The 23,972-nt window shown below is 62.2% G+C and carries 21 protein-coding genes and 1 pseudogene; 10 read left to right on the forward strand and 12 right to left on the reverse strand.

Features of this window, described 5'->3' with window-relative positions:
- Positions 1 to 306: 306 nt before the first annotated feature.
- Positions 307 to 1,251: a 2-hydroxyacid dehydrogenase gene (locus P0D84_RS32875; protein ID WP_408343589.1), complete on the forward strand. Its 945-nt coding sequence runs from the start codon at positions 307 to 309 to the stop codon at positions 1,249 to 1,251.
- 122 nt (positions 1,252 to 1,373) lie between these two features.
- Here the strand turns inward: P0D84_RS32875 and P0D84_RS32880 are convergent, their stop codons facing one another.
- The 7 genes from P0D84_RS32880 to P0D84_RS32910 form a co-directional block, all read right to left on the reverse strand.
- On the reverse strand, positions 1,374 to 2,633 hold the full coding sequence (locus P0D84_RS32880; protein ID WP_408343591.1) for an NAD(P)/FAD-dependent oxidoreductase: 1,260 nt from the start codon (positions 2,631 to 2,633) through the stop codon (positions 1,374 to 1,376).
- Between the two features lie 61 nt (positions 2,634 to 2,694).
- On the reverse strand, positions 2,695 to 3,180 hold the full coding sequence (locus tag P0D84_RS32885; protein ID WP_408343593.1) for a RidA family protein: 486 nt from the start codon (positions 3,178 to 3,180) through the stop codon (positions 2,695 to 2,697).
- A 66-nt stretch (positions 3,181 to 3,246) separates the two neighbouring features.
- Positions 3,247 to 3,894 carry an amino acid ABC transporter permease gene (locus tag P0D84_RS32890; protein ID WP_408343595.1) on the reverse strand — a complete coding sequence of 216 codons (648 nt, stop codon included), beginning with the start codon at positions 3,892 to 3,894 and terminating at the stop codon, positions 3,247 to 3,249.
- Positions 3,891 to 4,598, reverse strand: coding sequence for an amino acid ABC transporter permease (locus tag P0D84_RS32895; protein ID WP_408343596.1), 708 nt, complete (start codon positions 4,596 to 4,598; stop codon positions 3,891 to 3,893). Before P0D84_RS32895 ends, P0D84_RS32890 begins: the two co-directional genes overlap by 4 nt.
- Before the next feature lie 22 nt (positions 4,599 to 4,620).
- A complete protein-coding gene (locus P0D84_RS32900) occupies positions 4,621 to 5,568 on the reverse strand; it encodes an amino acid ABC transporter substrate-binding protein (RefSeq protein ID WP_408343597.1) in 948 nt (315 codons plus the stop codon).
- 68 nt (positions 5,569 to 5,636) lie between these two features.
- Positions 5,637 to 6,365: an amino acid ABC transporter ATP-binding protein gene (locus tag P0D84_RS32905; RefSeq protein WP_408343598.1), complete on the reverse strand. Its 729-nt coding sequence runs from the start codon at positions 6,363 to 6,365 to the stop codon at positions 5,637 to 5,639.
- 51 nt (positions 6,366 to 6,416) lie between these two features.
- The gene (locus P0D84_RS32910; protein WP_408343601.1) at positions 6,417 to 7,751 is read right to left on the reverse strand and encodes an alanine racemase; all 1,335 of its coding nucleotides are present in this window, start codon (positions 7,749 to 7,751) and stop codon (positions 6,417 to 6,419) included.
- A gap of 318 nt (positions 7,752 to 8,069) precedes the next feature.
- Here P0D84_RS32910 and P0D84_RS32915 point away from each other — a divergent pair, with 318 nt between their 5' ends.
- Positions 8,070 to 10,232 (forward strand): putative bifunctional diguanylate cyclase/phosphodiesterase, encoded by a 2,163-nt coding sequence (locus P0D84_RS32915; protein WP_408343603.1) that lies wholly within the window; start codon positions 8,070 to 8,072, stop codon positions 10,230 to 10,232.
- Between the two features lie 320 nt (positions 10,233 to 10,552).
- On the opposite strand, the gene P0D84_RS32920 is transcribed toward P0D84_RS32915, so the two are convergent.
- The 5 genes from P0D84_RS32920 to dapA form a co-directional block, all read right to left on the reverse strand.
- Positions 10,553 to 10,987, reverse strand: a complete 435-nt coding sequence (locus P0D84_RS32920) for a bactofilin family protein (protein ID WP_408343605.1) — start codon at positions 10,985 to 10,987, stop codon at positions 10,553 to 10,555.
- Positions 10,988 to 11,054: 67 nt separating this feature from the next.
- Positions 11,055 to 11,441: a hypothetical protein gene (locus P0D84_RS32925; protein ID WP_408343607.1), complete on the reverse strand. Its 387-nt coding sequence runs from the start codon at positions 11,439 to 11,441 to the stop codon at positions 11,055 to 11,057.
- The gene (locus tag P0D84_RS32930; protein ID WP_408343609.1) at positions 11,434 to 12,489 is read right to left on the reverse strand and encodes a M23 family metallopeptidase; all 1,056 of its coding nucleotides are present in this window, start codon (positions 12,487 to 12,489) and stop codon (positions 11,434 to 11,436) included. Before P0D84_RS32930 ends, P0D84_RS32925 begins: the two co-directional genes overlap by 8 nt.
- Positions 12,489 to 12,692: a hypothetical protein gene (locus tag P0D84_RS32935; RefSeq protein WP_408343611.1), complete on the reverse strand. Its 204-nt coding sequence runs from the start codon at positions 12,690 to 12,692 to the stop codon at positions 12,489 to 12,491. Before P0D84_RS32935 ends, P0D84_RS32930 begins: the two co-directional genes overlap by 1 nt.
- A 222-nt stretch (positions 12,693 to 12,914) precedes the next feature.
- Positions 12,915 to 13,886 (reverse strand): 4-hydroxy-tetrahydrodipicolinate synthase, encoded by a 972-nt coding sequence (gene dapA / locus P0D84_RS32940; RefSeq protein ID WP_408343613.1) that lies wholly within the window; start codon positions 13,884 to 13,886, stop codon positions 12,915 to 12,917.
- 428 nt (positions 13,887 to 14,314) lie between these two features.
- Here dapA and P0D84_RS32945 point away from each other — a divergent pair, with 428 nt between their 5' ends.
- The 8 genes and pseudogenes from P0D84_RS32945 to P0D84_RS32980 all read left to right on the forward strand — a co-directional run bounded on the left by P0D84_RS32945 (position 14,315) and on the right by P0D84_RS32980 (position 23,967).
- A complete protein-coding gene (locus tag P0D84_RS32945) occupies positions 14,315 to 15,607 on the forward strand; it encodes an aspartate carbamoyltransferase (RefSeq protein WP_323044328.1) in 1,293 nt (430 codons plus the stop codon).
- A 235-nt stretch (positions 15,608 to 15,842) separates the two neighbouring features.
- Positions 15,843 to 16,997: pseudogene (locus tag P0D84_RS32950) on the forward strand (amino acid permease).
- Between the two features lie 20 nt (positions 16,998 to 17,017).
- Positions 17,018 to 17,167: a hypothetical protein gene (locus P0D84_RS32955; RefSeq protein ID WP_408343615.1), complete on the forward strand. Its 150-nt coding sequence runs from the start codon at positions 17,018 to 17,020 to the stop codon at positions 17,165 to 17,167.
- A 378-nt stretch (positions 17,168 to 17,545) separates the two neighbouring features.
- On the forward strand, positions 17,546 to 18,319 hold the full coding sequence (locus tag P0D84_RS32960; RefSeq protein WP_408343617.1) for a 2Fe-2S iron-sulfur cluster-binding protein: 774 nt from the start codon (positions 17,546 to 17,548) through the stop codon (positions 18,317 to 18,319).
- Between the two features lie 13 nt (positions 18,320 to 18,332).
- On the forward strand, positions 18,333 to 19,334 hold the full coding sequence (locus tag P0D84_RS32965) for an FAD binding domain-containing protein (RefSeq protein ID WP_408343619.1): 1,002 nt from the start codon (positions 18,333 to 18,335) through the stop codon (positions 19,332 to 19,334).
- A complete protein-coding gene (locus P0D84_RS32970; protein ID WP_408343621.1) occupies positions 19,331 to 21,553 on the forward strand; it encodes a xanthine dehydrogenase family protein molybdopterin-binding subunit in 2,223 nt (740 codons plus the stop codon). Before P0D84_RS32965 ends, P0D84_RS32970 begins: the two co-directional genes overlap by 4 nt.
- A gap of 69 nt (positions 21,554 to 21,622) precedes the next feature.
- The gene (locus tag P0D84_RS32975) at positions 21,623 to 22,210 is read left to right on the forward strand and encodes a nucleotidyltransferase family protein (protein ID WP_408343623.1); all 588 of its coding nucleotides are present in this window, start codon (positions 21,623 to 21,625) and stop codon (positions 22,208 to 22,210) included.
- Between the two features lie 200 nt (positions 22,211 to 22,410).
- A complete protein-coding gene (locus tag P0D84_RS32980; RefSeq protein ID WP_408343625.1) occupies positions 22,411 to 23,967 on the forward strand; it encodes a UdgX family uracil-DNA binding protein in 1,557 nt (518 codons plus the stop codon).
- Positions 23,968 to 23,972 lie beyond the last annotated feature (5 nt).

Raw genomic sequence — 23,972 nt, forward strand, 5'->3', positions numbered from 1 at the left:
GCGCCTCCAGCACGGAAAATCGCGCCCGCTCCGCATGGACCTTGATGACCATCCGCACCTTCCGTCATAGCTCTTCGAGGCGGCAATCGACGAACCACGCGGCTCAAATGACAACCACGGTGCCCGTCGCACGCCGACCTTTTATTGACTAATGATCATACCTCCACATACAATGTGATCCTATCACTTGAGGTGGGCGTCGAGTTTGTGCGTCTCGTTTAATTCACAAGCGATTGTTGTAACTCTCATCCGGCCGGCATTTGTGCGAGCCCTTCCTGGCAAATTTTCTACCCTAACGAATTCACCATGAGTCGCGATATTCAAGTTCTTATCAAGGGCCCGATGTTGCCCAGTCTGCAGAACAAGGTTGAACAGCATTTCAATGCCATCCGCTATTGGGAACTGAACGAACCGGATGCATGGCTGCGGGAACACGGGGGGAAGATTCGCGGCCTCGTGACAAGCGGCACGTATGGCGCAACTGCCGCGCTGATGGATCTGTTGCCGAGTCTCGAAGGTATTTTCAGCTTTGGCGTCGGCTACGATTCGACCGACGTCGTGGCGGCAAAGGAGCGCGGCGTCGTGGTCACGAACACGCCGAACGTGCTTGATGATTGCGTCGCCGATTGTGCGCTAGCGCTGATGCTGGATCTCATGCGCCGCATCAGCGAGTCCGACCGCTTTGTGCGCGACGGCAGGTGGCGCACAGAGCGGTTTCCGCTCGCGACCAAGCTGGGCGGCAAGAAGCTTGGCATCGTCGGTCTAGGTAACATCGGTGAGGCGATCGCCAGACGGGCTGCCGCCTTCGGTATGGAGATCCTCTACCACAACCGGTCGCCCAAGCCCGGTGTCGACTATCAGTACTTCGCCACGCTCGACGATATGATCGACGTATGCAATGTGTTGATGGTTGCGGTCCCCGGTGGCCGGGCTACCGACAAGCTGATCGACGCGAACCGCCTCAAGCGGCTGGGAAAAGACGGCTTTCTGATCAATATTTCGCGCGGCACGGTGATCGACGAGCAAGCGCTGGTCGAAGCGCTGCAAACGGGGGCAATCGCGGGCGCGGCATTGGACGTGTTCGAGCGCGAGCCTGAAGTGCCAGCGCAACTCCTCGCGATGCAAAACGTCGTGCTGACCCCTCACCTTGGCAGTGGTACCGTGGAAACGCGCTACGACATGGGCGAGCTCGTTTGGCAGAATCTCGAAGGCTGGTTCAGGGACAAGCAATTGCTGACGCAAGTGGTCTAGCATTGCTTGCGGCATGATGACAAGCGGTCAGTGGTGCCACTCACCGCTTGTCTGATGGCGTGCGTATTGAAACGCCGGGCGAGAGGTCTTGATCCATCTAGCCGCGGCGCTCTCCAGCTTGCTCAGAAACGATCCGGCTGGAACGGCGTCAGGTCCACTGGCGACGGTCGGCCCGCAGCAAGTGCGGCAATGATCACGCCGGTGTAGGGCGCCGCGGTCATGCCGACGTGTTGATGGCCGAACGCATAGATCACATCGGCCGACCGCTTCGAGCGACCCATCACCGGTAGCGAATCCGGCAGACTGGGGCGGTGTCCCATCCAGACCGTGAAGTCGTCGGGCCGATAGGTTTTGCCCAGCGCCGGATACAGTCCGCCGATCCGATTCAGCAGGATCTCCGCCCGTTTCCAGTTCGGCTTGGCGTCAAGCCCTGCCAGTTCGACCGTGCCCGCAACGCGCACCCCCTCCTGCATCGGCGTAACGACGAATTTGTGGTCCGAATCGGTCGTGGGTACACGTGGCCTGACCTCGGGGGTTTTGATCATGACGTGATAGCCGCGTTCGCTCTCAAGAGGAACGGAATTCCCGGCGGCGCGCGCCAACGCTTTTGAATGCGCGCCGGCGGCAACCACGGCCATATCGACAGTAACGGGACCGTGATCGGTGAGCACCGCCTGCAGCTTATCGCCATTGAAGAGGAAGTCTGTCGCTCTGACCTTACGATACTGGCCGCCGGACTGCACGACATGTCGAACGATCTCCTTGACGAGTGCGCCCGGGTTCACCGTATGTCCGTTGCCGGGCACGAATTTGCCGAACTGGATGTCGCGTGTGAGATTCGGATCGAAGTCGCGAACGGCATCGCGGTCGAGCTCTTCCCAGTGGATACCGTGTTCCCGGCGCAGATTCCAGCCGCGCGAGTCGGAAGCCACGCTTTGCCCGCTGCGATAAACGATCAGAATGCCATCGCGTCGAACGAGGTCGTGAGCGCCGCAGTCGTCGACGAGCGGCATCAATGCTTCGAGGCTCCTGGACAAGATCGACTTCAACGCCAGAGATTGGTGTTTGATTTTTTCCGGCACGCCGGCAAGGCCGTAGCGTACCAACCACGGCGTGACTTGCAGCAAATAACTCCAGCGAATCGAAAGCGGCCCGAGCGGGTCCATCAAGTAACCCGGAACCTGTTTGAAGGTGTCGGGGCCGGCGATCGGCACCAGCGATGACGGATTGAAGCAACCTGCATTGCCGAAAGATGCGCCATCACCGGGTTCGTTGGGATCCAGAATGATGACATTGTGGCCGTCGCGCTGGAGGTAGCGGGCAATACAGGCGCCGACCATGCCGCCGCCGATCACCGCAACTGTTTTTGAAGGGTGCACCATATTTTCACTTTGATTTAGATAATGACTCTTTGAGCCTGCCGGCAGCGTGTGGCAATCCGCTTTATCCAGCCGATGACGGATCGAGCACCTCGAAGTCCGCATCGATCTCCACTGCGCACCCGTGAGGCAACGAACTCACGCCGATGGCCGTGCGCGAATGGCGACCGTGTTCACCCAGGACTTCGATCAGAAAGTCCGATGCGCCGTTTATGACAGCGGCATGTTCTTTGAAGTCGGCCGCGGCATTGACGAATCCCCGTACTCGCAGGCAAGTCACGACCAGGTCGGACCGCTCACCGAGCGCAGCACGCAACTGTGCAATGACGTTGACCGCACACAAGCGGGCAGCGGCCTGTCCTTCCGCGACCGTAAGCGTTTCGCCCAGTTTACCGATAAAGCGCACGATCCCCGCTTCTCTGGGCACCTGGCCCGATATGTACAGGATCTGCCCCGAACGGCGCACCGGGATGTAATTGTGCGTGGGCATGGCGGCTGAAGACTGCGTGACGGTCAGCGCGGCGCGATTTTGGTTGTCTGAAGAGGTCAATAGATACGACTCCTGTTTCGTTAGAGATCGCTCATTGCGGCAAGCTGCGCGGCAGGGCCGCTTAGGCTAGTTGCGCAACAATTGATAGCGCTTGTCCATCGCTTTCACAGCGCGGCTGGTGAGAAAGCAGATGACGAAGAACGTCATGGCAAGAAACGCGTAATAGAAGACCGTGTCCTGACCTTGCGCGTTTGCGACAGTCGTCTCTTGCAAGATTTCGGGCACACCGATCACACTGCTGATCGTCGAATCCTGAAATGCAACGAGCGATTGCGTGAGCAGCGCCGGTGCCATACGCCGCAGCGCCTGCGGCAGCACGACGTGCCGTGCGGTCTGAAATCTGGACAGGCCGCTGGCCAGACCTGCCGACCATTGATGCGCCGAAACTGACTGGATGCCGGCTCGAATGAATTCGGTGAAGTAGGCAACCTCGAAACAGGCAAGTGCAATCAGGGCGGACCAATAGCTGGACACCGGCATCCTGGTCAACATCGGAATCAGGATGTAGATCCAGAACATAACGAGCACGAGCGGCAAGCTGCGCAATGTGTTCACGTACCAGCGCATCGGATATGAGATCCACGCGAGCGGCGAAAGCCGGGCCAGCGCACACAGGCAGGATATCGGCAGGGCAATGACGATGGCCGCTGCCGTCAGGCTCACGTTGTATTGCAGCAGCGCGATGATGAGCGCGAGACAATGTTGGCCGATCAACTTCCGATCCTCCCTGGAATACGAAGCCTGCGCTCGACGAGCGACATCAATCCGGCGATGACCCATGCGCACAACAGATAGACAGCCGTCGCGTAAAGATTGGTCTGGAACCACTGAAAAGTATCGGTACCGATCTGCCGCGTAACATAGGTCGTCTCCGCGACGCCGACCGTCATCGCGAGAGATGATCCCTTGAAGATGGTGACGAACTCGGAAACCAGACTTGGCAGGCTGGTCCTCAACACAAGGCCCAGAAAAATATGCCGTTGCGCTTGCCACCAGGTGAGCCCGCTGGCTGCCGCGGCCTGCTGCATGCGAGCACCGACGGTATTGAAGCCGGCACGCACATACTCGGCGATTTTTGCCGAGGTGTACAACGACAGGGTGATGACCGCCGCGACGACTTCCCATCCGAAATTGAATAGCACTTTCTCGACTGCATCCGGCAACGCACGCGGCAAAATGTAATAGATAAAAAACAACTGAACGAGCAATGGGATATTTCGAAAGACTTCGACATAGGAGGACGCGAGCACCCGGCATGCCGCAACCGGCATTTCGCGCAGCAGGCCGATGCCCACTCCCAGAATCATCGAAAAAAACCACGAAAGGCCCGAAATCGCGCAGGTCATGAGCAGCGCATCAATGAGACTCTGCCGCGTCACCGGCTCCCACAGCACCGACCAGTTCGATAAATTCAGCATAACGATATGATTGCGAGGTGTGTCAGGTGGGCCACGAGTTCATTGCCACCAGCGCCTTGCTCGCCTCCGACAACGGCATCTGCGCCCCGCCCTTTCCGAAGTACGTATCGTAGAGCTTCAACCAGGCCCCCGAGCTGCACAGCTGGGCTATCGTGCGGTCGACGATACTTTTGAATTTCGAGCTCTCCGGGCGGATCAGCATGGTCTGACTCGCCGCATTCAGGTTCAGCGAGACAACCCGTAAGCCCGTGGTGCTGCTGGCTATCTGATAGAGGATAGGATTGTCCGTACTATAGCCATCGATCATGCCCGTCTGCAGTGCCGTTGTCCCTTGCGCATGATCAGGGAAGGCCAACGTTCGAACCGCGCCTTTGATCTTGCCCTGCGTCACCGCGTCTTGATACATGATGGACTCGAGGCCGCCTTGCGGAATCCCGACTCTCCTGCCGGCGAGGTCGGCCACACTTTTGATCGGACTGTCCGCGCGTACCAGGAGACCGGTCGCCGTGACGAAATGCGGGATGCTGAAATCGACGACTTTCGCTCGGCTGAGTGTCATCACTGTTGCGCCGGCTTCGATGTCTATCGTGCCGTTCTGCAGCAGCACGATTCGGGTCGCGCTCGTCAGCGGCACGTAATTGACCTTGATATCGCCACCCAACTCGTGGCCGATCGCCTGGTAAATCGCATTAGCGATCTCGGTGGAAAACCCGACATACTGACCGCTCGTGTTCTTGAAACTATAGGGAGGGGCGGCTTCTCGCAAGCCGATGTTAAAGACACCGGTCCGCCTGATTTTATCGAGCGTGTCTTCGGCGCCGTCAGCGGCATGCGCGGGCGCACAGACTGCCAGACATGCACCCAGACCGAGTGTCCCCGACGACGCAAGGAAAGACCGTCTGCCGGTCTGCTTCGCCAAACCCAGATTCTTTTTCGCCACGATTGTCAGCTCCTCATTTGATGTAGCCATACCAACGCTTCGCCACGTCGCAGTCCGATCGATTCACTGACGACGACGCCGGCGTGACTTGACGCCCACTAATGCGAGAGAATCTTTTCGATGAACCTTGCCGCACGCTCGCTTTTCGGCTGACGGAAGAAAGTGTCCGCCGGCGTGTCTTCGATAATCACGCCGCTTTCCATGAAGACGATGCGGTCGGCAACGCGGCGCGCAAATCCCATTTCGTGCGTGACGACAATCATCGTCATGCTGGTTTTCGCGAGGTTGGCCATCACTTCCAGGACTTCGTTGATCATTTCTGGATCGAGTGCGGATGTCGGCTCGTCGAACAGCACCGCGATAGGGTCTCCAGCCAAAGCCCGCGCGATCGCCACGCGCTGTTGCTGCCCGCCAGACAAGTTGCCGGGCCAGCGTTCGGCGAACGCAGCCATGCCAACCCGCTCAAGCAGCTCTCGCGCGTAGTGCTCGGCATCGCTTCTGTCTTTTCCAAGCGCAACGACGGGAGCAAGCGTCAGATTGTCGATCACTTTTTTATGCGGATACAGCTCGAAGCTTTGAAACACCATCGAAATCTTTCTGCGCAGCTTCAGCAAATCTTTATGCCTTGGCGTGACCTTGCAGCCATCGACGGTAATGACGCCTTGCTGGATTTCCTCGAGTCCGTTGACACACCGAATCAGCGTGCTCTTTCCGGATCCGGACGGTCCGCACACCACCACCACCTCGCCTTTTTCCACATTCAGCGTACAGTCGCTGAGGACCTTGTGCTGCCCGTACCATTTGCTGACAGATTGAAGCGAAATCATCAGATCCAGACTCCCAAATAATTTGGCGCGCGGCAGAAAGCAAGGGCCCCTTCAGCCGAAGAACGTCGGGAATACGCTTGCGACCTTGGCCTCACCGTCGAGTCCGTAGATCACGCTGTGCTTGTCCAGCGTCGTGCAGGGATGACAAATGCCGAACTCGATCACGTCGCCAACGCGAAGATTGGTACCGGCGCAAGGAACGAACGCATGCTGATCGTTGAGTTTCGGTACGCTTGATGACGTCGGGAATGTCAATCGAAGCTTGCCGTCAGTCCATACTCGCAATGGAATCGGCAGCCCCTGATCGTGCGCCACATCGCGCAAGCCCAGCCCGCAGATCGCGACGTCGTCGTGAACGGACAGCACTTCCGCCCAGATGCGCAGGGTCGGCTTGAATGCGTGGGCAATGACGTCCGTCACCGCGTCTCCCAGCAAACTCCGTTGCGCCATCGCCTGCAGGCGAGCTGAAATCGGCCCGTGGTCGCAGAAAAACACGGCGCCGCACCGCAAGACAAGTACGCAATCACGATCCGCCGCGATGATCGGCAGAGAACGGGTAATCACATGGTCGAACAAGCTGGAGCCGCCAGCGGTCAAAATCAGGCGCTTGTTCGGCGCTACTGATTTCCGCACGGCCGTCAGTGCGGCTTCGACTCGCTGGAAGAGCTGGTCCAGATTGATCTTCAGTTGGGCAGCATCGGGGGTGTTCGCGGTGCCTTCATAAGTTGCGACGCCGGAGAAACTGAGCCGCTCATTGTCACAACGCTCCACCGCGCGGACGATGCCATCGACTTGCGTGTGGGTTTGCACCCCACCTCTGCCGCAACCGACTTCCAGCAGCAAACCAAGCGCCGGAAGATTCGGGTCCTGCCGCCATACGGAATCCAACGCCTCGACGAAGTCTGCCGAGTCGACAAACACATGGACTTCCGCGGTCGGGAATCGAGACAGAAGATGCGCAAGGCGTTTGATTGCGTTGCGGCCACCGATTTCATTCGCAATCACTATCCTGGTAAGGCCGCTATCGAGCATGATCGCAGCCTGCCTGATGTCCGCGACCGATATCGCCCACGCGCCGTTTTCGACCAGATCGGCTGCCAGCGCCGGGGACATCGGGGTCTTCGCATGCGGCGCAATCGATATCCCAAAGTGCTGGCAGATTTTTATCATCGCGGACCGGTTGCCCGAGTACGCATCGAGATCGAGTGAAAGCAGCGGCAGACTCATCTTTCCGTCGAACGGCTGCCAATCAAACTGGGCAACCTCGTCAGATCGCACTCCCGACTGACCCGGCGGCACGCCGCGCAAACCGTCGCGCAGCATGAACGCTGCGCCGCCAATCCCCTTGCTCCCCAACATATCGTTGTCCCCGCAGCATGTTGTCATAACATATCCTAGCTAGAGATATTATCTCAAGTCAACCATTCAAAATTAAATCAAGCCATGCCGCATAAAGGCGGCACACATTGGGTGCCGGGACGCTTGTGATTCGAATCCGGTGACGGGAAAAGACAGCGAGCCAGTCGAGATGATGGTCTTGAGCTCTTGAGGTATTGACATGGTCGGTAGCCGAATCCAGTGGTCACAACGATCTTCGCGATATGTGAAGCGTCAGTGGTAGCACCACTTGCCGATTGACGTCATACCGATTCTAGATTGAGATATGATCACTGGTCAACTGCGGACACAAGGCTAGCCGAGGCGATGTGTGACCGACATATCGCAAATCAATTAAATAAACGCCGCCAACTGTCGATAACAAGATCAGCCGCATCCCCTCTCGCGGTTGGACTTAACATGCAGAGCTCATACAATTTTTGGCTAGTCGCAATCTCGTTTGTCGTCGCAGCGCTGGCGTCGTACACGGCGCTCGATTTGACCGGCCGCATCTTCCTGCTGGCCTCGGCACGTCGGCGACACGCGTGGCGGCTGGGCGGCGCGGCGGCGCTCGGTGTCGGCATCTGGTCGATGCACTTCATCGCGATGCTCGCCTTCTCCCTGCCGATTCCGCTCGGCTACGATTTCGCGACGACCGCTTGTTCCCTTGGACTCGCAATCGGCGTCTCGTATCTGGCGCTGGTCGTGACGACTCACGCGCGGCTCACGCCGCTTCGGCTCGTGGCGGGCGGCGTACTGATGGGTTTCGGCATCGCAGCCATGCACTACACCGGCATGGCTGCGCTGCAAATGACGCCGGGCATCCACTATCAGCCGGCCTGGCTGGCAGGCTCGCTGGCGATCGCGATCGGCGCGTCGACCGCCGCGCTGTGGCTGGCGCGCGCACTCAGTAACGGCGACGAACGCCACGTGATACGCAAACGTTTCATCGCGGCGCTGGTGATGGGCGTCGCGATCAGCGGCATGCATTACGCCGGCATGGCGGCCGCCGAGTTTCCGGGCGGCGCCGTGTGCGGCGCGGCGAGAGGCGTGAATGCAGCGTGGCTCGCCACCTCGGTGATCCTCTTTACCTTCGCGATCCTGATCGTCACGCTGCTGCTGTCGCGTTTCGATGCACGCACCAGTGTTCTGGTCGGCGCGGTGTCGAAACTGAATAGTCAGGTCGTGCGGCTCGCCACGCTCGATACGCTGACGGGCCTGCCCAATCGCAGCACGCTCACCGAACGCATTGAACGCGCGATCCTTGACGCGCGCCGGCAGCGCTCGCTGTTCGCGATTCTGTTCATGGATCTCGACGGCTTCAAGACCATCAATGATTCACTCGGCCACTCGGCCGGCGACGAAGTGCTGTCCGCATTCGCCCAGCGCCTTCAGCTGTGCGTGCGCGCGAGCGACACCGTCGCTCGTCTGGGCGGCGACGAATTCGTCGTGTTGTCCGAGAACCTGGCTTCACGCGAAGCCGCCGGCACGATGGCCGAAGGTGTGCTCGACCGGATGCGCCAGGGCGTATGGACCGATACGCAACCGCTGCAGGTGATGCCGAGCATCGGCATCGCGCTCTATCCGCACGACGGCGATACCGTCGACACGCTGCTCAAACACGCCGACGTGGCCATGTACGAAGCCAAGCGCGGCGGCCGCAGCACCTATCGCTTCTTCGAACAAAGCATGAACGAAGCCGCGACGCGCACGCTGCAAATTCAAAGTGCGCTGCACGAAGCGCTCACCGCCGGCCATTTCTCGCTGCATTTCCAGCCGAAGTTCCAGGGCAATGGCGACGCGCTGGCGGGTGCCGAAGCGCTGATCCGCCTGCATCATCCGCAGCTCGGCATGTTGGCGCCGCTCGAGTTCATTCCGATTGCCGAGCGCTCAGGCCAGATCGTGCAGATCGGCTACTGGGTGTTGCGCGAAACCTGCCGGCAGATTCGCCGCTGGATCGAGCAAGGCCTGCCGTCGATTAGAGTGGCGATCAATCTGTCGCCGCGCCAGTTGTCGCAACCCGGCCTCGTCGCGACGATGCTCGAGATCGTCAAAGCCGCAGGCGTGCAATGCGAGCAGATCATGTTCGAGATCACCGAGACCGTCGCGATGCAGGACGCGCCGAAAACCATCGAAATGATTCGCGAATTCCAGGCAAGCGGCTTTGAAATCGCCATCGACGATTTCGGCACCGGCTATTCCAGCCTCGCCTATCTGCAACGCTTTCGCGTCAAGCAGTTGAAGATCGACCGCTTCTTCACCAACGGGCTCGACGCGCACGGACCGGAAGGCAGCGCGATCGTCTCTGCGATCATTGCGCTCGCGCACTCGCTGGAAATGGACGTCGTGGCCGAAGGCGTCGAAACCGAGTCGCAGCTCGACATGCTCAAGTCGATGAGGTGCGACGAGATGCAAGGCTTTCTGCTCGGCAAGCCACTCACCGCCGACGATTTCAGCGAGTTGCTGCGTGACAGAATAGTGGCCGCATGAGCCTGCGGAACCGTTTGAAACCCGTATGGCTACGCGCGTCAGTCGTCCTTCATGACGCGCCCCGCTGCGTGGCCTCGCTTTACCGATAAGCAGGAACAGACAGATTGGCTGCCGGAGACCTCATGAAAATTGACGTGGCGACGTTCCAGACGGTGTGGCTGGTTTGATGAGGAGCGCGGCGGGTTAGCCCTTTGGTACTTGGTACTTGGTACTTGGTACTTGGTACTTGGTACTTGGTACTTGGTACTTGGTACTTGGTACTTGGTACTTGGTACCTGGTACCTGGTACTGGGCACTTGGCCGGCTAACCGCTTAGCCGCTCAACCGGCCTTGCGCTCCCCATGTGCCGTATCGGCCACCGACACGAGAATCGGCGTCACCGCCTGCGCGGCTTCACGCTTGGTGAGTTTGCCGTCGACCGAGGCGCCGCAATCCATCCGCAACTGCTGGTAGTAGATGTTGCCGGTCACATGCGCATTGCTCTGCAACTCGACGAAGTGATCGGCGATCACGTCGCCGACGATCCTGCCGTTGACCACCACGTCATAGCCATGCACGTTGCCCTCGATCGAGCCGCGGTCGCTCAGGACCAGCAGCGTCTGGGCCCCCGGCTCGCCGCTGACGTTGCCCTTCACGTGACCGTCCATGCGCAGGCCGTCGCTGAACAGGAGGTCGCCCGTGATCCGCACGTCGTGTGCGATGAGGGTGGCGAGCTTGGTCTGCTGGATGCCGACGGTTTTTTTCTTGCTGAACATAAGTATCTCTTGGGAAATGAAAATGTTCGTCGCGTGATGCTATCCGGGTGACGCTCCGGAGTGCCGGTCAGCGGCGCGACGCCGGCGGCCTCGTCTTGCTCTGGCCGTGGAGAAACTGCAATTCGGCGTTCATTCGCGCAACCTCGGCAGCGGCGCCGTCCGCGGTTTTCTGCACCGCGGCCCGCGCCGCCGATTCCTGCGCGAGTGCGAGCCGCGTACGGGCAAGTTCTGTCTGTTCGCTGCCCTCATCCGCAGGCGCCGCGTTGCATTGATCAGCCGCTGTGCCGGAGCGCTGCGCGTGCCATGCCGTAACGGCCACCGCGCCGCCTGCCACGCCAAGCGCGCACACCGCAACCCACTGGATCACGCGAAGAACGAGCGGCCGCGCAGGCTGCAACGTATAGGCGCGGTGGGTCAGACTGCCCGCATCGCGGGGAAAACGTCGTTCAACCATGGGGCGTGGGCGCGAATAGCGCGAGGTAGGCGGCCGGATCGACCGGTGCGCCGTTGACCAGCACTTCGAAATGCAGATGGGGACCGGTGGAGCGGCCGGTCGAGCCGACGTCGGCGACATACTGGCGCGGCAGCACCAGATCGCCGACATGCACGACGATGCGCGACGCGTGGCCGTAACGGGTCACGAGGCCATTGCCGTGATCGATTTCGACCGCGTTGCCATAGCCGGATTTCTCGCCGGCGAAGATCACCCGGCCGCCCGCCGCCGCAAGAATCGGTGTACCGGTTTTGGCGACCAGGTCGATGCCCGGATGAAAACTCAATCGATGCGTGAACGGATCGGTACGGTTGCCGAACGGCGAGCCGAAGCGCGCGCCGTCGGCGGGCATGCGGCCGGGAAAGGCGGCGTACGCGACTGCGTGATTGGCGGTTTGTTGCTCGAGCGCGGACAGCGTCGCGGCGATGCAATCCAGTTGCTGTCGGGTACGCTCGGCATCGGCATGAACGGCCGAAGCGCGCGACGGTTCTGGCTGTCCGACCGACGAATCCACCAGGTTTTCAGGTTTTATGTATTCGAGGGGTTTCGGCAAGACATCTGTACAGCGACGCGGCGGCAAGGAGGGGCCGCCCTCGCCTTCGCCGTCGGTCGCGGACAGGTCGGGTTCAGAGGCGGCGCCCGGCGCGGCGGGTGTGGTCGGCGTGGCGGGTGCGCGCGGCGCTGGCCGCGGTGTATTCAGACGTGCCTCGAAGTTGCGCAACGCGCCGACCTGCATCGTCAGGCGCGCGATGCGCGGTTCGATCTGCGCCACGGACGCGTTCAGCTTGCCAAGTTGATCGATCGCATAGTCGTGCTCGACACGGCTCGCCGCCCGATCGTTGAAACCGCCATGCGCCGGCCAGTGCGTGCCGATCACGATGCCCGCGGCGAGCGCCAGCGCCGCCGCGCCGAAGGCGGTGCTTACCGCGATGGTCAGCGCGGTACGGCGCGTGACGAAGCTGATCGAGCCGCTGGAAAGCTGACTCCCGACGCGAAACACGGAGGACATCAGCGGCTCCCGGCGCGTGCGAGGCGGCAGGTGCGCGGTTTCACAGGAGCGGCACGACGCACGTTCGGCACGTTCGGCGTGTTCGGCGTGTTCGGCGTGTTCGGCGTGTTCGGCGTGTTCGGCGTGCTAAACGCGCTGAACGTGCCAGACGTGTTGAGTGCGCTAAAGCGGGACAGGAGATCGGCGGACGAGACTAACTGCATGCGGCATCAACCGGACAACATACCGGTGGAGATAGTGGACAAAGGGCGCCGATTATCGCCTGGCATCACGAACCATCATCTCAAATACAGATGGCAGTGCGAGATGCCATTCGCCAGACGCAAGATACCGTTTGCCGGATGCGGCCCGCCAAACTTGAGTCCGGACAAGATGCGCTTGCCGTGCGCGTCGTCTGCCGATGCCCACGGCATGCGCATCCGCAGTCACGCCGACAATACCGCCACGTGCACCTCTATCCGCTCAAGCCCTGCCAATTCCCTGAGCCGCGCGACCAGCGCATCGCCGGCACACGTCATCGGCATACGCAACTCATCGCGTATCAGACCAAGCGCTGCGAGCAGGGCCTTCACCGGTGCCGGATTCGGTTCGGCGAACAGCGCCTGGATCAGCGGCGCGAGTTCTTGAAAAATGCGCCGTCCTTTGTCGAGCCGCCCGGCCGATAGCGCGCGATACAGCGCGACGAACTGCTCGGGCCGCACATGCGCCGAGGCCGCGATCGCCCCGCTCCCACCCAGGCACAAGGTGTTGAAAATATTGATGTCTTCGCCGGCGAGCACCTGCAAGCGGCCGTCGCGAATCAGCGCGAGCGTGGTGTCGAGCGAACCGGCGCAATCCTTCACCGCCTGAATCCGCGGATGCGCGGCGAGCGTCAGGAGCGTGTCGAGTTCGAGCCGCACGCCGGTTCGATAGGGAATGTCGTATAGCACGACGGGCTTGTCGCTCGCATCGGCAAGCACCGTGAAATGCCCAACGATGCCCGCTTGCGAAGGCCGGATGTAGTATGGCGCGGCCATCAGCACACCAGCTATCGGCAGTGCGTTCAGTTGCTCGATGCGCTCGCGCATGCTCGCCGTGTGATTGCCCGACACACCAACCAGCACTGGCAGCGCCTGAGCGTGCGCCTGCGTTTGTGCCTGCGCTTCGGTTTGCGCTTGCGCCTCGGTTTGCGCTTGCGCCTCGGCTTGCGCCTGCGCTTCGTCGAGAATCGTTGCGAGCACGGCGTCCTGCTCGGCGGGGTCGAGCGTGGCCGGCTCGCCGGTCGTGCCGAGCGCGACCAGCCCGGCAATGCCCGCGCCGGCATAGCGGCGCACCAGCGTGCGCAGCGCGATGTGATCCACCGCGCCGTCGGCGAATGGCGTGATGAGCGGAACCCAGATACCCGAAAAAGTAGACATGTCTTTACCTCGCTGGCGACCGTATCGATTCCGATCAGCGGTGCGAGGAAGGAAAAACAGGGAATGCCGCAGGCGGGCGTTGACCGGCTGTTCCGTCGCACATCTGACGGAACAGCGGCTCCGGTCAGGTGAGCGGCTGTTTTTTGGCTTTGGCGCTAAGGCTCGCGAGATTCGCGCGTGCGACCGCGGCGCTCGCAAAAGCGAGACGTGCCGGGCTTAACGGGCGGAGTCGGAGCGGTTGGCCAGGATGCATGAATCGCAGTGTAACCGCGTGTGGCGTGGGTTTGCAAAGCGTGGGTTTGCAAAGCGTGGGTTTGCAAAGCGCGTTTGCAAAACTCACGCAAAATTGCTTGACTTCTGCGACAGGGAAACTAATATACGCACCGCGTACATGACCGGTGCGCGACCCACTTCCAAAAGGTGCCTGCATGAGCGTCCCGCAACAAGCCTTCCTACGCGATGCGATGCGTCGCATGAACATGACCCGCGACACGTTCGCGAGTCGTATCGGCGTATCGCGCCGGGCGCTCGACACCTGGCTGCTGCCGGACGATTCGCAGGAATCGCGCGCCATGCCCGAAATTGTCGAGCGTTTCGTGTCGGAAATCGCCGTCCACGGTGAGCCAGGCGAGAAGTATACGCAAAGCGTAGACTCACAATCACTGGCGAGCCAGATGTTGTTCGAGGGCAAGCCGCAACTGCTGTCGGTCGATCAGTTCTCGCGCGACTCCGTCGAGGCGCTGTTTCGCGTCGCCGACATCATGCAGCCGATCGCACGGCGCCGGAAAATCTCCCGCGTGCTCGAGGGCGCGGTGCTCGGCAATCTGTTTTTCGAAGCCAGCACCCGCACCCGCGTGAGCTTTGGCGCGGCGTTCTGCCGGCTCGGCGGCTCGGTGTGCGACACCACCGGCTTCACGTTTTCGTCGATGGCAAAGGGCGAGTCGATCTACGACACCAGCCGCGTGATGAGCGGCTACGTGGATGCACTGGTGATCCGTCATCCGGAGCAAGGCTCGGTGGCCGAATTCGCGCGCGCCACCAACGTGCCGGTGATCAACGGCGGCGACGGTCCGGGCGAGCATCCGAGCCAGGCGCTGCTCGACCTGTACACGATCCAGCGCGAGTTTTCGCGGCTGGGCAAGATCGTCGACGGTGCGCATATCGCGCTGGTCGGCGACCTGAAATATGGCCGCACGGTGCATTCGCTAGTCAAACTGCTGGCGCTGTATCGCGGCATCAAGTTCACCCTGATCTCGCCGCCCATGCTCGAAATGCCGAGCTACATCATCGAGCAGATCTCGCGCAACGATCACGTGATCGAGCAGACCCACGATCTGCCCGCCGGGCTGCGCGGCGCCGACGTGGTGTACGCCACACGCATCCAGAAAGAGCGCTTCACCGACGAATCGTTCGAAGGCTACACGCCGGACTTCCAGATCAATCAGGCGCTGATGGACAGCGTATGCGGCGCCGACACGCTGATCATGCACCCGCTGCCACGCGACAGCCGGCCGGGCGCGAACGATCTGAGCGTCGATCTGAACCATGATTCGCGCCTCGCGATTTTCCGGCAAACCGATAACGGCATTCCGGTGCGGATGGCGATTTTCGCAGTGCTGCTGGGTGTCGAAAAACTCGTCCAGCATTCGATGCGCGACGCCGCGTGGCGCCCGCCCGCCTATCTCGGTCCGGACGATGCAGTGTTTCACGGCATCGATTGATCAGAACTCTGCTGATTGAAACGCGGCCTTGCGGTTCACGCGCAAGGCCGCTTCTGCATTCACACATCCATCTTCAGTCCCTGACCGATTAAAACCGGACCAGACTGAATTCGTCAGCTCCCTCTTCAACCGCAGCATCAACAGTGTCGGTCGCCTTTAAAGAAGTCGCTTATTGCAGTGCGTCACGGATCGATTCGATCCCGGATTCGCCCACATCCGAACAGGACGACTCATCATGGGCGACACCAGTTATATGGCGCGCAAATCCATCGCGGATATTGTCGCAAGCGCGGAGGGCGGGGAACGCCAGTTGTCGAAGTCGTTGGGCGCGCTCAGTATTACGGCGATGGGTATCGGCGCGATCGTCGGCGCCGGCATCTTTGTCCTGACCGGCACGGCCGCGGCCCACTATGCGGGGCCGAGCATCATTCTTTCGTTTGTCCTCGGCGGGATTGCCTGCGCGTTGTCGGACTCTGCTACTCCGAACTGGCTGCCATGCTGCCGGTCTGCGGCAGCAGTTATACCTACACCTATGCCACGCTCGGCGAACTATTCGCATGGGTCATCGGTTGGGATCTGATCCTCGAATATGCGATGGGTGCGGCGACCGTTGCGGTCGGCTGGTCAGGCTACATTGTGAGCCGGTTGCCTCCGCGGATCGGCCGTCGTATTCTTCGCTTTCATCGGCTTCGATGTGGTGTCCACCGCGGCCCAGGAGGCACGCAAGCAGAAAATCGACATGCCGATCGGCATTCTCGGTTCGCTGGCGATCTGCACGGTGCTCTACATTGCGGTCGCCGGGGTGCTAACTGGACTCGTTCCCTATGCCCAGCTCAACGTCCCGGATCCGATCGCGAAAGGTGTCGATGCGATCGGCGTCACGTGGTTTTCCGTGCTCATCAAGATCGGCGCGCTGACTGGCTTGACGACCGTGGTACTGGTGCTGCTGTATGGCCAGAGCCGCATCTTCTTCACCATGTCACAGGACGGCCTCCTGCCGCAGCTGTTCGCGCGCGTCCACCCGCGTCTGCAAACACCTCATCTGAGCCAGATGATGATCGGCGCCATCGTCGCGATCGTGGCGGCATTCACGCCGATCAACGTGCTGGGCGAGATGGTCAGCATCGGCACTCTGTTCGCGTTCATCCTCGTCTGCGGCGCCGTGATCTATCTACGCCGCAGCGACGCGGGAGCCTCCAGGCCGTTCCGCGCGCCGGGCGTGCCGGTGATACCAGTCCTCGGGATTCTGTTTTGCCTGCTGCTGATGGCGGGGCTGCCGCTTGTTACCTGGTTGCGGCTGTTCGTCTGGCTCGTGATCGGGCTCATCATCTATGGGCTCTACGGTCGCAATCATTCGCGTCTTCGCCATCCGGAACGGGCTCGCGACTGAGCGCCTTCTGGATCCAGAGCATGGTGCGCGACGACGGCGAACGCGCCATGCTGTTCCAACTCGACAACGACGTGCAACGTTTGGCCGCTGAACAAGACTCGAACGATGCAAGTGTGGCAAGTCTCACCGGCATTTATCACAATCTGCTGCGCCGCTGGCCCGACGCCTGATCGAGGGGACTCCTCGTCCTACACAAAACAGTCTTTCTTTTTGCACTAAGAATGAAGACGCCTTCGCGTATTTACTTTCCTGTTCGTTAAGCGCAACGTCCATGCTTGACGCGCGCTGCGGCATTTAGTTGCACTCTCCACGATTCGATCCCGTTCACCGCGATTCACTGTTGGCTTACGGCTGGCTCACGGATGATTCGGGTGCGCCGCGTCGACATGCCGTTGCGTTCGCAACGGCACCGAAATTGCTGACTGATGAGTTCGACCGCGACGCTCTGGATGCCAAAGCATCGAGTATCCGCATGACGGACACTCGCATGTCGGATACCCGTATGTCGCAAGCCTGCATTGACCTTTCAATGGAGCGAGCAGACCGCCATGTCCACGAAGAACGAACTTCACGATTCGGGCGACGCGCCCGCCGCCGCGCCACCCCAACCATCGCGCCGCCGCTTTCTGCAATCGGCTGCCGCTGCCGCCACGGTCGGCGCGGCGCCGCATCTGCGCGCACAAACGCAAACCCCCACCGCACCGCCTTCCGCCGAAGCTCGCGCACCCGTGCCGGGCCGCCCGGTCACACTGACCGTCAACGGCCGCGCCTACACGCTGCAACTCGAAGCGCGCGTGACCTTGCTCGATGCGCTGCGCGAATACGCGGGCCTGATGGGCACGAAGAAAGGCTGCGACCGCGGGCAATGCGGCGCATGCACGGTGATCGCCGACGGCCGTCGCATCAATTCCTGCCTGACGCTCGCCGTAATGCACGAAGGCGAAAACCTCACGACGGTTGAAGGACTCGCCAGTAACGGCGTGCTGAGTCCGATGCAACGGGCCTTCATCGAACACGATGCGTTCCAGTGCGGCTACTGTACGCCCGGGCAGTTGTGTTCCGCGACTGCCCTCCTGAACGAATTCCGCAATGGCACGGCCAGCACCGTGACCGTAGATGTCCGCAGCCGCCCGCCACGACTATCCGACGACGAGATCCGCGAACGCATGAGCGGCAACATCTGCCGCTGCGGCGCGTACGCGAATATCGTCGCGGCGGTGCGCGCCGTGCATGAGGGCGGCGGGCAAAACAGCGCAAGCGATAACAGTAGCAATAGTAGCAACAGCAGCAGCGGCACCAGCCGCAACGACGCCAACGCCTGACGGAGCGACCAGCATGGATGCGATCTCTTACGAACGCGCCGGCGATGTCGCTGGCGCCGTGCGCGCGGCGCAGCAACCGGGCGCGGTGTTCATCGGCGGCGGCACCAATCTGCTCGACTTGATGAAGGGCGGCGTGGCGCGGCCGCTGCGGCTCATCGATATCACGCACATTAGCGGGCTCGATACGGTCACCACACTGCCGGATGGCGGCATCCGTATCGGCGCCCTGGTGCGCAACAGCGACGCGGCCAATCACGCGCTGGTGCGCGAACAATACCCGTTGCTGTCGCAAGCATTTCTGGCGGGTGCGTCGTCGCAACTGCGCAATATGGCGACGGTGGGCGGCAATCTGTTGCAACGCACCCGCTGCGGCTACTTTTACGACACCGCTTTCACGCAGTGCAATAAGCGCATGCCCGGCAGCGGCTGCGCGGCGCTCGACGGCCACAATCGCACGCACGCGATTCTCGGTACGAGTCCGCAATGCATCGCCGTGAATCCGTCGGATATGAGCGTGGCGCTTGCCGCGCTCGACGCCGTGGTGCGCGTCAATGGCCCCGCAGGCGAGCGGACGATTGCGTTTGCTGATTTTCATCGGCTCCCGGGTGACCGGCCCGATGTCGATACGACATTGCAAGCGGGCGAATTGATTACCGCGGTCGACCTGCCGCCACCGTTGTTCAGCGCGAACGCTCACTATCTGAAAGTGCGTGACCGGGCCAGTTACGCATTTGCGCTGGTCTCGGTGGCCGCCGCCTTGCAGATGGACGGCGAGCGCGTGACAACCGCGCGCATCGCGCTGGGCGGCGTCGCGCACAAGCCGTGGCGTGCGAGCGCCGCCGAGCAGATGCTCAACGGCCAGCCGCTCACGCAGGCAAGGCTGCACGACGCCGCTGCCGCCGCGCTACGCGATGCGAGGCCGCAGTATGACAATCGTTTCAAGGTGCAGCTCGCGCAACGCGCGATCGTGCGCGCAGTGAACCAGGCCGCGGGCCGCAGCGGAGGTGTCGTATGAATCTGATCGGTCAACCGCTCGACCGCATCGACGGTCTGCTGAAAGTCACCGGCGAAGCGCGCTACGCCGCCGAGTTCCCCGAGGCGCGGCTCGCGCATGCGGTACTTGTCACCAGCACTATTGCACGCGGCACGATTGCGTCGATCGATGCGAGCCGTGCGCAAGCGCTGCCCGGTGTGCTGCTGGTGATGACGTATCAGAACGCGCCGCGTCTGCCGAACGGCGGCAAATCCGCCTTGGCGCCACCGGCCGGCCGCCGCCTGTCGCTGCTGCAAGACAACCAGATTCACTACAACAACGAGCCGGTCGCGGTGGTGGTCGCCGATACGCTGGAACATGCAAGCGACGCGGCGCGCCAGCTGCGCATTACCTATCAGAGCACGGCCGCGACGCTCGACTTCGCGCAGGCCAAGCCGAACGGACATGCGCCTGACAAACCGCAAGGCCGCACCACCGACACGCAGCGCGGCGATTTCGACGACGGTATGCGCAGCGGCACGGTCCACGTCGACGCCGTCTACACCACGCCGATCGAGCATCACAACCCGATGGAGCCGCACGCCACGATGGCGCGTTGGGACGGCCCGCAACTCATCCTCTACGACTCGACGCAAGGCGTCAGCGGCGCGGCGCTGGCGGTCGCTAAAACACTGGGCATCTCACCCGGCGACGTGCGCGTGATTTCGCCGTTTATCGGCGGCGGTTTCGGTTGCAAGGGCTCGTCGTGGTCGCATGTGTCGCTGTGCGCGATGGCGGCGAAACAGACCGGGCGTCCAGTGCGCCTCGCGCTGGAACGGCCGCAGATGTTCGGCCCGGTCGGCGCGCGTCCGTGTACCGAGCAGCATTTCGTGATCGCCGCCCGGCGCGACGGCACACTGACCGCGATGCGCCACGACAGCATCTCTCACACCTCGATGATCGAAGACTGGACCGAGACCTGCTGCATGGTCACGCGCATGCTGTACACGGTGCCCAATCAGGTCACCACACACCGGATCGTGCCGATGAATCTCGGCACGCCGACCTTCACGCGCGCGCCCGGTGAAACGACCGGCTCATTCGCGATCGAATCGGCGATGGACGAACTCGCGGTGGCGCTGAAGATGGACCCGCTCGCGCTACGTCTCAAGAATTACGCCGATGCCGATCCGCAGGAGAACAAACCGTGGTCGGGCAAATCCTTGCGCGAGTGCTATCAGATTGGCGCGGAGAAATTCGGCTGGTCGCGGCGCACCAGCACGCCGCGTTCGATGCGCAACGGCAACACGCTGATTGGCATGGGCATGGCGACCGCGACCTATCCGGCCAACCGCAGCGAAGCCTCGGCCATCGCGCGGATTCTGCCGGACGGCAGCGCCATGGTCGCCTCCGGCACGCAGGACCTCGGCACCGGCACCTATACGGTGATGACTCAGGTTGCCGCCGACGCCCTCGGCTTCGCGCCGGACAACATCCACTTCGCGCTCGGCGATTCGTCGCTGCCGAAAGCGCCGGGTTCGGGCGGCTCGCAATCGGCGGCGAGTGTCTCACCCGCCGTGCGCGATGCCTCGACCCAGGTGCGCAATCAGTTGATCGCGTTGGCGCTGGCCGATGAAGCGTCGCCCGTGCACGGCATCGCACTCAAGGACATCACGGTCGAAAACGGCTGGGTCAGGAGCCGCTCGCAACCGGCGAAGCGCGATCCGGCGGCGGCGATCATCGCGCGCTCAGGCGGCAAGCCGATCGAAGCCACCTCGACGGTCAAACCCGGCGACGAGAAGCAAAAGTACTCGTTTCACTCGTTTGGCGCGGTGTTCGTCGAAGTGCATGTCGATGCCGACCTCGGCACGATTCGCGTGGCGCGCATCGTCGGCGTGTACGACACCGGGCGCGTGCTGAACGAGAAGACCGCGCGCAGCCAGTTGATGGGCGGCATGGTATGGGGCGTGGGGGCGGCACTGCAGGAAGAGACCTTGCTCGATACGCGCTACGGGCGTTTCACTAACGCAAATCTCGCCGAGTACCACGTACCGGTGAATGCCGATATCAGTTCGCTCGACGTCACGTTCATCGATGTGCCTGATCCGCACATCAACTCGCTCGGCGTGCGCGGCATCGGCGAGATCGGCATCACCGGCGTGCCGGCGGCGATCGCGAATGCCGTGTATCACGCGACCGGCGTGCGCGTACGCGATCTGCCGGTGACGCTCGATAAGGTGATGGGGGTGATGCAGGTGTGAATATTGGCGCTTGCCTGGCGATGCGTTGCACCGCACAATCGGCCTTATCTTTTCTACCGATGCCCGTTCATGGCTTACGCCTCGCTCGCCACTGGCATATTGCTCGCCGCCGGTCTCGGTTCACGCTTCGACCCGGACGGCCTGCAGAACAAACTGCTCGCCCGCATGCCCGACGGTACGCCGGTCGCGCAGGAGGCCGCCCACCGGCTGCTGAAAGTCGTCACGCGCGTGCTGGCCGTGGTGCGGCCGGGCGCGGAAACGCTCGCACGCCTCCTGAACGACGCCGGCTGCGACGTGGTATTCGCCGCCACTGCTGAGCGTGGCATGGGCGCGAGCCTCGCCGTCGGCATCGAAGCCAGCGACGACGCCGAGGGCTGGATCGTCGCGCTTGCCGACATGCCGCGCATCGCCACCTCGACGATCGAAGCGGTGGCGCAAGCGCTCAACAGCGGCGCTTCGATCGTCGCGCCGTTTTATCAAGGTCAGCGCGGCCATCCGGTCGGCTTCGGCATCGAACATCGCGACGCCCTCATGGCGCTCGACGGCGACACCGGCGCACGCGCGCTGCTGATGTCGCAGCGTGTGACGCGGCTCGATGTCGACGACCCCGGGATTCTGCGCGATGTGGATACGCCGGAAGATCTGCGCAACATTTAGCTTTAGCGCATCTTTTAGCGCATCTGTCAGGTGCAATCTTGCTGAACCATGCAGTGCACACAAGGGCACGTCACGTTGCGGTATCGGCATGACCGCCAGGCTTGATCCAGGCCTGCATTCGGGCGCATACTGTATATCCATACAGTATTTTAGCCGCATGGGTTGGCGCATCACGCTGCGTGCATCCACGGCGCATCAGCATGAAACGCATTTCGATCGAACCGTCTTTCGCCGTATGGCGGCGCACCGCGCGGATACTGCTGCGGCAAGGTGTCGAGCCGTCACGGATCGAATGGGTTGAGTCCGGAAGCGAGGCTGCGGTTGCAAGCCCGGGGGCTGGCCATGATGCGGGTGTAGGGCACGCTGTGCAATCTTCGGCAACGGCTGCGGTTGAAAGTCTCTCCAGCAGCCTCGCCAGCGCGAGCGCCACCGGCGAGCCAGACGCGGAGTCCACCCGCACCGCCGCGGGCAACGTCGCCACAAGCACTGCCGGCGTACTCGCCATTCCGCGCGAACTGCTCTCGTGGCTCAGAACGGCTGCGTGTTTTCGCGCACCGGACCGCTGGTCGCTGGTGTACCGCGTCCTATGGCGTTGGACGCATGGCGAGCGCAAGGTCCTCGATCTCGACGACCCCGACGGCGCGCTGCTCGATCAACGCATCCACACGGTCGAACACGAAACCGACGATTTGCTGACACTCACGTTGTTCAGACGTCGCGATCCGTCGATGGGGCCACCCGAATTCGTCGGCTGGTACGAGCCGCATCATGATCTGCTGGAGCGCGCCGCCGCGCGGTTCGCCGCCCGCATGGGCGAATCCACGTGGATGCTGGCCACGCCGCACGGCGCGGTGTTCTGGAACGGCATGCTGCTGCGCAGCGGCCGGCCGTTAGTGGAGGAACACGAGCAGACCTCGCAGGCGTTAACGGCCAATGCCATGACCGGCGAAGCTGTCACCAGCACCCCCACCGAGGCGCTCTGGCTCGCGTATTACGCCAGCGCCTTCAATGCCCAGCCCTCGCCCGTGCCGTTGCGCTATTGGAGAATGCCGCCCGCGGGTCCACCGCTGCCCGCACACCTGGCGCGCAAGCGCAGCCGGCTGGGCGCGCAGAGCACGGCGATCACCGTCCCGCCCACGCCGCCGGTCGAGTATTCGGCGATGACGCCGCCCTTGCGGGAACCCACTGGCCCGCTCGCCACTTGCAGGCGCTGCGCGTTATGGCGCAATGCGAAACAGGCGGTTGCGGGCGCCGGGCCCGACCATGCGGCGATCATGGTGGTCGGTGAACAGCCGGGCGAGCACGAGAACCAGCACGGCGAACCCTTCACCGGGCCGGCCGGCCAATTGCTCGACGCCGTGCTTGCGCGCGCCGGTCTGGAGCGGCAGGCGCTGTATCTGACCTATGCCGTCAAGCATTACAAATGGGAAACGCTCGACGGAGCGCGCGTCCACCGCACACCCGTGCGGCGCGAAGTGGAGGCTTGCCAGTACTGGCTGGAAAAAGAACTGACGCGAATCGCGCCCCGCGTGGTCGTCACACTCGGCGCAACCGCGCTGAGAGCGCTGACCGGCGCGCACGTCAATCTGTCCGAGTACCTCGGTCAAACGATTGCCCACGAGGGGCGCCTGATCGTGCCGGCCTGGCATCCCTCGTATGCGCTGGGAATGGCGGACGCCACGTTGCGCGAAGACGTCGTGGCGTCCATTGTGACGGCGTTCAGCCGCGCGGCGGCGCTGGCGGCCGAGGGAGCGTAGCTTTC

Source organism: Paraburkholderia sp. RL17-337-BIB-A, from assembly GCF_046025895.1.
GTDB classification, from domain to species: Bacteria; Pseudomonadota; Gammaproteobacteria; order Burkholderiales; family Burkholderiaceae; genus Paraburkholderia; species Paraburkholderia fungorum_C.